Source organism: Lactobacillus nasalidis (assembly GCF_016587775.1).
GTDB classification, from domain to species: Bacteria; Bacillota; Bacilli; order Lactobacillales; family Lactobacillaceae; genus Lactobacillus; species Lactobacillus nasalidis.
Window position 1 is genome coordinate 1 of record NZ_BOCG01000126.1, and the last position, 6,326, is coordinate 6,326.

The 6,326-nt window shown below is 49.1% G+C and carries 6 protein-coding genes and 1 pseudogene; 3 read left to right on the plus strand and 4 right to left on the minus strand.

Annotated elements, in window-relative coordinates; genetic code table 11:
• A partial coding sequence (locus lacNas_RS02120; RefSeq protein WP_201346540.1) for a DUF4230 domain-containing protein occupies window positions 1-539 on the plus strand: 539 nt, incomplete at its 5' end.
• 85 nt (window positions 540-624) lie between these two features.
• Here the strand turns inward: lacNas_RS02120 and lacNas_RS02125 are convergent.
• From lacNas_RS02125 to eno, 3 genes are all read right to left on the minus strand, one after another.
• Entirely contained in the window at window positions 625-2,118 is a 1,494-nt protein-coding gene (locus lacNas_RS02125) for a DUF6693 family protein (RefSeq protein ID WP_201330617.1), read from the minus strand.
• A 36-nt stretch (window positions 2,119-2,154) separates the two neighbouring features.
• The gene (locus lacNas_RS02130; RefSeq protein ID WP_244660649.1) at window positions 2,155-2,568 is read right to left on the minus strand and encodes a DUF2752 domain-containing protein; all 414 of its coding nucleotides are present in this window, start codon (window positions 2,566-2,568) and stop codon (window positions 2,155-2,157) included.
• 135 nt (window positions 2,569-2,703) lie between these two features.
• On the minus strand, window positions 2,704-3,981 hold the full coding sequence (gene eno / locus lacNas_RS02135) for a phosphopyruvate hydratase (protein WP_002879863.1): 1,278 nt from the start codon (window positions 3,979-3,981) through the stop codon (window positions 2,704-2,706).
• Window positions 3,982-4,299: 318 nt separating this feature from the next.
• Here eno and lacNas_RS02140 point away from each other — a divergent pair, with 318 nt between their 5' ends.
• Window positions 4,300-5,136 carry a DegV family protein gene (locus tag lacNas_RS02140; protein WP_201330618.1) on the plus strand — a complete coding sequence of 279 codons (837 nt, stop codon included), beginning with the start codon at window positions 4,300-4,302 and terminating at the stop codon, window positions 5,134-5,136.
• Window positions 5,137-5,223: 87 nt separating this feature from the next.
• Here the strand turns inward: lacNas_RS02140 and lacNas_RS02145 are convergent, their stop codons facing one another.
• Window positions 5,224-5,811: a phosphatase PAP2 family protein gene (locus lacNas_RS02145; RefSeq protein WP_201330619.1), complete on the minus strand. Its 588-nt coding sequence runs from the start codon at window positions 5,809-5,811 to the stop codon at window positions 5,224-5,226.
• A gap of 240 nt (window positions 5,812-6,051) precedes the next feature.
• Between lacNas_RS02145 and lacNas_RS02150 the strand changes: the two are divergent.
• Window positions 6,052-6,326, plus strand: a pseudogene (locus lacNas_RS02150) (hypothetical protein); the annotation flags it as partial.

The following is a 6,326-nucleotide window of genomic DNA, read 5'->3' on the forward strand; positions in this document are numbered from 1 at the left end:
CCGCGCTGGTCTTTTTGGCCGGCGGGATCATGATCGGCCAGCACCTGCCAAAGAAAAGCCAGGACCAGGTCACGGTGGCCACCGTTTCCGCCAAGTTAAAGGCGATCGGGGAGCTGGCGACGGAACAATACACCTATACGGGGATTTACAAGCTCTCCAGCGGCCAGATTCCTTTTATCACCAAGAAGGGCTTCACCATGGTCTACACGGCGCACTTCAAGGCCGGAGTCAAGGTCAAGCAGATCAAAGTCCAGGTCAGTCAAAGCCAGGTCACGGTGACGCTGCCAAAAAGCCAGCTGCTGGACAAGAAGATCGACCCGTCCTCAATCAAGTTCTATGATCAAAGCTACGCGCTTTTCAACTGGAACCAAAAAGAGGACATCACCAAGGCCGAACAGGCAGCCCTGAAAAAGGCAACCGCCGCGGCAAAGAAGTCCGGCCTGTTGTCCAGGTCGCAAAAGAATGCCAAGAAGTTGATCCGGGAGCTGCTGAAAGGAACGCTGAACGGACGCAAGCTGGTCATCAAGACGGCAGAATAAATAGACAATTGAAATAAGACAAATACAGCAAAAAATACGCTCAAATCATTAGTTGATCTGAGCGTATTTTTTTGCCAACTGTTATTTATTCTTTAGGGCTGTGGTCAACATGAGTGTGGGCGTATTGATAGCGCCAAAGCCAGCAAAATGCCCAAGGGGATGCCAAGAAGCCAAAGGGAATTGCCAAGACGATGGCTAAGACAAGTGCCCGCCAGAACATGCCTAAGGCAGTACCATCATAAGTCAAGCGGTCATTGTTGATCAATTGGTGCTTGGTCTGCCAGCTAAGGATCATGTTGTGCGTCCATGGGTAGGCCAGGCCGATAGTCAACACTAAAAGCAGGAACTGGACGATGTTATAGCCAATGTACTGGAAGGTATTGCCGTCAAAGAGGGAATCATCAGCGCCTTTTTCACCTTCATAGTAGGTGTGGTTCATGTTCCATTTTTGCAGGCCAACAGGGATGAAGAAGACAAAAATCCCGCAAGTGATTATGGTCAGGAATTCCCACAAAATCCAATGGCCCAGAAGAGAAGCGCCGGTGCCATTGAAAGTTACCCGTTTGCCGTCAACTACCATGTGCTGGGTTCTCCAGCGCTGAATGGCGCAGTTGAGCCAAGGCGCAGCGAAGCCGCAAGTAATAATGGTCAAAAGGAGGTAGAGCAGGTAAGTGCCAAACAAGCCAGAACCAGTCCCGTCAAAGTAGGAGACAGGGCCAGCTTGGCCACTTTTGGCCTTCTCGATTTCAGCTATTTCAGCTTTTTCTTCAGCTTCATGCTTAGCCCGGTAAGTCCGGTAAAACTGCTGGTAGGCGGCAAGATCCCGGCTGATGATGGGTTCAACGGCAATGCCGATATTCTGCAGCAGGACTTTGGAGCAGGTGTCGATTCCCCAGACAACGGCAATCCAGCCTAAGATTTTATAGGTATGCGTCAAGCCAGGATTTGCCATGAAGTAATTATAGGACTGGTTGATTCCCAGGCAGCCCAAAAAGGCAAAAACTGAGGCAGCGCCGGTAATCCAGCCCCAGACTGTCCGCTTGCTCTCATTTTTGTAGAGAACATAGCCAGCCGCGGCAATCCCCAAGGCAGAGCCAATCAAGAAGACGGCTCTGACCAAGTAAAAGACAAGTATAGAAACAACGTGGAAGAGATCATTAAAGGGCAGTAAATACTGGCTATAGAACCAGTTAGATAAGAGATTCACTGCCCAGAGAACTACTGTCATGAAGAGGGGGAAGAGGAGAGCAAGGCTGGCGTATTTTTCCAAATAGTCAGGCGTCAGATAATCCCGCCAGTTTTGCCAAAAATCGCCTGTTTTTTCTCCAGTCTTTTTCAGACTTGAACTGATATCTTTGGCGGCATCGTCCATGCCTTGGCCGATTTGCTCGCCCATCTGGTCAATCTTGTCGTCAACCTGGCTTATTGACGCTTGCTTTTCTTTTGTTTCGCTGCTTTTCTTAACCGGAGCTTTTGCTTCGTTCTTGGCAGCTGACTCAACTTTTTCAACTGGTGCTCCGCACTTTACGCAAAAATTGGCACCTTCGGGCAATTTAGTCCCGCAGTGTATGCAATACATTATTCCTCCTAAAATAGATAAAAAAGCCAAGAAGATCTACAGATTTCTGCCTATTCCAAAGCAGAGCGCAGTTAGGAGAAGCAGAAGAAGGAAGACGTTTTCTCCCAGCTTGAACTCTTCTTCCCCCTTAAAAACATAACGGACTGTTTTATAGAGCAGGTAAAGAGCCAAAAGCGGCAGCAGGGTCAAGGAGAGAGGGTTGTACTGCCAGGCTTGGGCAAAATTGCCAAGCAAAATAGAATTTATTGCTCTAGTCATCCCGCAGCCAGGACACAAATAGCCGGTTAATGCCCGGAAAAGGCAGGGCAGGCCGTGACCGGTCAAGTGATAGCTGGCTAGCAGGGCAAGTGCGGCGGCCAATATGATACTCACATTGCGGATGGCTTCTTTTGCCCTTTTTTTGACAGCATCGCTTTCTATACTGATCTGATTAATACTTTTCTTAGACATTCTTATCTTTATACAAAATTACAAATTATCATTACTAGTATAAAGATCAAGAAATAGGCTGTCAATTCTCTCAAAAAATTTGGGCATAAAAAAAGATCCGCTTACTCGGATCTTTTTGAGCTAATCTTTTAATGATTAGTCTTGAGCTGGGAAGAAGTCGAGACGTTCGCCGTCACCGAGTTGTTCTTCGATTCTCAACAATTGGTTGTACTTTTCAACACGTTCTGAACGAGCTGGGGCACCAGTCTTCAGTTGGCCGCCGTTAGTAGCAACAGCGAAGTCAGCGATGAAGGTGTCGCCAGTTTCACCTGAACGGTGAGAAATCATGGTGTTGTAGCCGTGCTTACGTGAAATCCGGATGGTTTCCAAAGTTTCAGTTACAGTACCGATTTGGTTCAGCTTGATCAATGAAGCGTTACCTGCGCCTTCCTTGATAGCCTTTTCCAACAAGCGTGGGTTGGTGCAGATGAAGTCGTCAAGAACGATTTGCAGACGGTCCTTGTGGCTTTGGGTGAACTTAACCATGCCTTCAGTGTCGTTTTCGTCGTATGGGTCTTCCATTGAGATCAATTCTGGGAATTCTGCGAGCAGCTTGTCGTAGTATTCTGCCAATTGGTCACCGTCAAGAACCTTGCCTTCCAGGTGGTACTTGCCGTCTTCCTTGTTGTAGTAGTATGAAGCTGCACAGTCACAAGCGATGGCAATGTCTTCGCCAGGAACGTAACCAGCGCGTTCGATAGCTTCGTGCAAAGCCTTCAAAGCTTCTTCTGAGTCCTTCATGTTAGGAGCGAAACCACCTTCGTCACCCAAGCCAGTTTCGTAACCCTTTTCTTCCAAAACCTTCTTCAAGGTGTGGTAAGTGTTAACGATCTTTTCGAAGCCGTCACGGAATGAAGTCTTCTTAACTGGAGTGATCATGAATTCTTGGATGTCGATGCCGTTGTCAGCGTGTTCACCACCGTTGATAACGTTGTGGAAAGTTTGAGGCATTGACAAGTCAGTACCGCCAAGGTAACGATAAAGAGGTTGGTGGGTAGCCTTGGCAGCTGCTACGGCAGTAGCCATTGAAGTACCCAAGATAGCGTTGGCGCCCAACTTACCCTTGTTTGGAGTACCGTCAAGTTCGATCATAGCCTTGTCGATAGCTGGTTGGTTGAACGGGTCTGCACCTTGCAGTTCGTTGTTGATGGCAGTGTTAACGTTGTTAACAGCCTTCATAACACCCTTGCCGCCCAAACGTGAGCCACCGTCACGCAATTCAACAGCTTCGTTTTCACCAGTTGAAGCACCTGATGGAACTTCAGCGCGGCCAACTACGCCGTTTGACAAAGTAACTTCAACTTCAACAGTTGGGTTACCACGTGAGTCAAAGATTTCTCTAGCATGAACGTTTTCAATAACAACCTTGGTCATTAAAAAATCCTCCTTAAAATATGCTGGCAAAGATATACCCCGTCAGCAAGAGCAGTGTCTGCTCTGTAATTATTTACAAGTTCATTATAGTATAAGCTTGTGAATCCGTAAACAGCTGATTTGTTGAAAACGATTACAATAACCGATTTTTTACAAATTTTACTTTTTGGCAAAAAAATCCGGCAAAGCGCCCGCGGTGAAAGCGGTTAGTGAAAAAGTACCCTTTAACCAGGAAAAACTGTTAAAATAGGTTTATGACCAGCATGGGCAGTCAAGAAGATGTTGATGTCAGGAATAAATAGAATCGGGATAATTATTATGGAAAACGTAAGACTAATTGTTGATTCAAGCGCCAACTCTGTGAGCGATTCGGAACGGAATCTGCGGGTCGTGCCGCTGACCTTGACTATCGGCGAGGAAAACTGGCTTGACGACGACAAGCTGCAGATCGGCGATTTTTTGGGCAAAATGGAAGCCAGCCGGGAGCCCGGCAAAACCGCGGCCCCAAGCATTCAGCGCTGGCTGGACGCCTTGGAGGGCTGCGAGCAGGCCGTCATGCTGACGATCACCAGCGGCCTGTCGGGGACTTATTCATCAGCCTTGCAGGCTAAAGAGATCTACCTGGAAAGCCACCCGCATGCCCAGATCGTTGTGGTGGACTCCCGTTCAGCCGGACCGGAACTGGAGCTGGTCTTGGAAGGAATCGAAGAGATGCTGAAAGATGACAAGCTGCGGTTTGCGGACCTGGAGGCCCGGATAGCTGAATACCGGACCAAGACGCACTTGCTGTTTGTTTTGCAGTCTTTGCGCAATCTTTCCTTGAACGGCCGGGTTTCCCCGGCGGTAGCCAAGATCGCCGGGGTGCTGAAGATCAACTTGATCGGCACAGCCAGTGTTGACGGTGACTTGGAGCCGCTCACCAAGGCCCGGGGGATGAAGAAGGCTTTAAGGGAGCTTGTCAAGCAGATGGCCAACATGAAGTATCAAGGCGGCCGGGTGGTGATCGACCACTGCGAAAATGAAGGCGACGCTTTGAAACTGAAGGAAATGATTCTGGCAGAATATCCGGACGCCGAGGTTTCAGTCCGCCCGATGCGGGGCCTGTGCTCCTTTTACGCAGAGCGCGGCGGCCTGATGGTGGGCTTTCACAATTAAGCTCAAGGCAACAGGGAAAAAAGAAAAAACAATAGACAAAAAGAAAAGCTGGAGTTCAGCCCGCGAGGGGGAACTCCAGCTTTTTTGTCAGTTTAAGAACAAGGCAGCGTAGATTGTCTGCACGACCGTGAAGCAAAAGACCGACAGGGCAACCGCGCCGAGGACATCGGAAGGGTAGTGGGCCCGCAGATTTAGCCGGGAGATGACCACAAAGAGCCAGTAGACCAGCAGGATCAAGGCGAAATATTCGGCAAACTGCCGGCGCAGCAGCGCATACAGGATCAGGCACATGGTCGTGGCGCCAAGGACGTGGCCGCTGGGGAAGCTGTAGCCTTCTTCTTCTGAAAGATGGGCGTGCGGGCGGCTGCGCTTGACCAAGTGCTTGATGACGAAGCCGGCCGCGTCGGTTGCTCCCAGAGTGGCCAAGACCCACAGGCCCAGGCGGTAGTTGCCATCGTTGAGCAGCAGGCCGGCGATCAGCACGTCCCAGACGATAACCAGTTTCGGTTCATTGATGAAGGCAATAATTTTCCAAAAAATATTTTTTTGCGTGCGCACCAGCTTCATGTGCAGCTGGCGGTCCAGGCGGTTGAAGCCTGGCGAATAGAGGATGTTGGCAATCAGGATCAAGAGTACCAGTCCTGAGATTGTTAGTGAGATTAAATCGACTCGCAAATCTGAATTTTCCTTACTAAAAAACTGTCCCTCCTTGCCGGAGAGGACTTTTACCGAAAACATTTTACACGTCGGTGCCAGGAAAATCAACCAGACACGGAAAACGCATACAAAAATTAAAAACTGGACTCTGACGGCCTTTGAAACCGCTTGCTTTCACAGGGCTTTTTTGATAAATTAAATCAGTGGGGAAAATAATATGTTGTTACCGGAATAATGTAAGGAGCATGTTGGAAGAATATGAGAACAAAGAAGAAAATTTGTGACATGAATGCCTGCTTGATTGACCGGCAAAATCTGCCGGACCTGCTGGCAAAGCAGGAAATCAAGGCCCAAGCCGATGAAGACTACCTGATAAGCCCGAGCACGGTTGCCGTGTACGACTTTCAGATGTGTCCGCTGCTTGGCCGCTACCGGACGATCGCCTATGACGCCGAAAGCGGCTGGATTCTGCTGGAAAAGAAGACTTGCCGGCGCCTGGTGCACCAGCTGCGCAAGCAGGAGCCGGCTCACGA